Consider the following 2,915-nt stretch of genomic DNA (forward strand, 5'->3'; position numbering starts at 1 on the left):
GTCAACTACGATATTGAAGTGCTGAACGACGGCAACATCTCCATTTACAACGTAGTAGTCACCGATCCGGGTGCCGACGCGGGAACTATTCTTCCGGTCGATGCGGATACGGATGGCTTCAACGACGGAGATACCGATGAAGATGGCGTACTGGATGTGGGCGAGACCTGGCTATACACGGCCGCACACACGATCACGCAAGACGATATCGATGATGGCTTTTACACCAATACCGCCACGGTGAACGCAGTAGCGGATACGAACGGCGATGGTGATGGTAATGATGCAGGAGTAGGCGATGTAGCGGTAACCGATAGCGATGATGAAACGGTCAATGCCACGCAGGTCCCGAGCATTATGCTAACCAAGACGGCGAATAATATCGACGGAGTAGCGTCTCCAACGACTTATGATGCAGTTGGCGATGTAGTCAACTACGATATCGAGGTACTAAACGACGGTAACGTTTCCATCTATAATGTAGTAGTCACCGATCCGGGTGCAGACGCGGGAACTATCCTTCCGGTCGATGCGGACACGGACGGCTTCAACGACGGAGATACCGATGAAAACGGCGTACTGGATGTGGGCGAGACCTGGCTATACACGGCCGCGCACACGATCACGCAAGACGACATCGATGATGGCTTGTACACCAATACCGCCACGGTGAACGCAGTAGCGGATACGAACGGCGATGGTGATGGTAATGATGCGGGAGTAGGCGATGTAGCGGTGACCGATAGCGATGACGAAACGGTCAATGCCGCACAAGCCCCGAGCATCATGCTGACCAAGACGGCGAATAATATCGACGGAGTAGCGTCTCCGACGACCTACGATGCAGTTGGCGATGTAGTCAATTACGATATCGCAGTGCTGAACGACGGTAATGTCTCGATCTACAACGTATTAGTCACCGATCCGGGTGCGGATGCGGGAACTATTCTTCCGGTTGATGCGGACACGGACGGCTTCAACGACGGAGATACCGATGAAGACGGCGTGCTGGATGTGGGAGAGACCTGGCTGTACACAGCCGCGCACACGATCACCCAAGATGATATCGATGATGGCTTGTACACCAACACTGCCACGGTAAATGGTGTAGCGGATACGAACGGTGATGGTGACGGCAATGATGCGGGTGTAGGTGATGTAGCGGTAACCGATAGTGATGACGAAACGGTCAATGCTACGCAAGCCCCGAGCATCATGCTGACCAAGACAGCAAACAATATCGACGGAGTAGCCTCTCCAACGACCTACGATGCAGTTGGCGATGTAGTCAACTACGATATCGCAGTACTGAACGACGGTAATGTTTCCATCTACAATGTGGTAGTGACCGATCCGGGAGCCGATGCCGGAACGATCCTTCCGGTTGATGCGGATACGGACGGCTTCAACGACGGAGATACCGATGAAGACGGCGTACTGGATGTGGGAGAGACCTGGCTATACACGGCCGCACACACGATCACGCAAGACGATATCGATGATGGCTTGTACACCAACACCGCCACGGTGAACGCAGTAGCGGATACGAACGGCGATGGTGACGGTAATGATGCGGGAGTAGGCGATGTAGCGGTAATGGATAGCGATGATGAGACGGTGAATGCGGCGCAGGATCCGAGCATCATGCTGACCAAGACGGCGAATAATATTGACGGAGTAGCGTCTCCAACGACTTATGATGCAGTTGGCGATGTAGTCAACTACGATATCGCAGTACTGAACGACGGTAATGTTTCCATCTACAATGTGGTGGTGACTGATCCGGGTGCCGATGCCGGAACGATTCTTCCGGTTGATGCGGACACGGACGGCTTCAACGACGGAGATACCGATGAAGACGGCGTGCTGGATGTGGGTGAGACCTGGCTGTACACAGCCGCGCACACGATCACCCAAGATGATATCGATGATGGCTTGTACACCAACACTGCCACGGTAAATGGTGTAGCGGATACGAACGGTGATGGTGACGGCAATGATGCGGGTGTAGGTGATGTAGCGGTGACCGACAGCGATGATGAAACGGTCAATGCCGCACAAGCCCCGAGCATCATGCTGACCAAGACAGCGAATAATATCGACGGAGTAGCGTCTCCAACCACTTACGATGCAGTTGGCGATGTAGTCAACTACGATATCGCAGTACTGAACGACGGTAATGTCTCCATCTACAATGTGGTAGTGACCGATCCGGGTGCCGATGCCGGTACCATCCTTCCGGTTGATGCGGATACGGACGGCTTCAACGATGGCGATACCGATGAAGACGGCGTGCTGGATGTAGGTGAGACCTGGCTATACACAGCTGCGCACACCATCACCCAAGATGATATCGATGACGGATTGTACACCAACACCGCCACGGTGAACGCAGTAGCGGATACGAACGGTGATGGTGACGGTAATGACGCCGGAGTAGGCGATGTAGCGGTGACCGACAGCGATGATGAAACGGTGAATGCCGCGCAAGCCCCGAGCATCATGCTGACCAAGACAGCGAATAATATTGATGGATTAGCGTCTCCGACGACCTACGATGCAGTTGGCGATGTAGTCAACTACGATATCGAAGTACTGAACGACGGTAACGTCTCGATCTACAATGTGGTAGTGACCGATCCGGGTGCCGACGCGGGAACTATCCTTCCGGTCGATGCGGACACGGACGGCTTCAACGACGGAGATACCGATGAAGATGGCGTGCTGGATGTGGGCGAGACCTGGCTATACACGGCCGCGCATACGATCACCCAAGACGATATCGATGATGGCTTTTACACCAACACCGCCACGGTGAACGCAGTAGCGGATACGAACGGTGATGGTGACGGTAATGACGCAGGAGTAGGCGATGTAGCGGTGACCGACAGCGATGATGAAACGGTCAATGCCGC

The 2,915-nt window shown here is 54.0% G+C and carries 1 protein-coding gene; it reads left to right on the forward strand.

Annotation, left to right across the window (positions count from 1 at the left end; translation table 11 throughout):
* On the forward strand, positions 1–2,915 hold a 2,915-nt coding region (locus CRP01_RS41555), incomplete at both ends, for a beta strand repeat-containing protein (protein WP_222845953.1).

This window comes from Flavilitoribacter nigricans DSM 23189 = NBRC 102662, assembly GCF_002646595.1.
GTDB lineage: Bacteria > Bacteroidota > Bacteroidia > Chitinophagales > Saprospiraceae > Flavilitoribacter > Flavilitoribacter nigricans.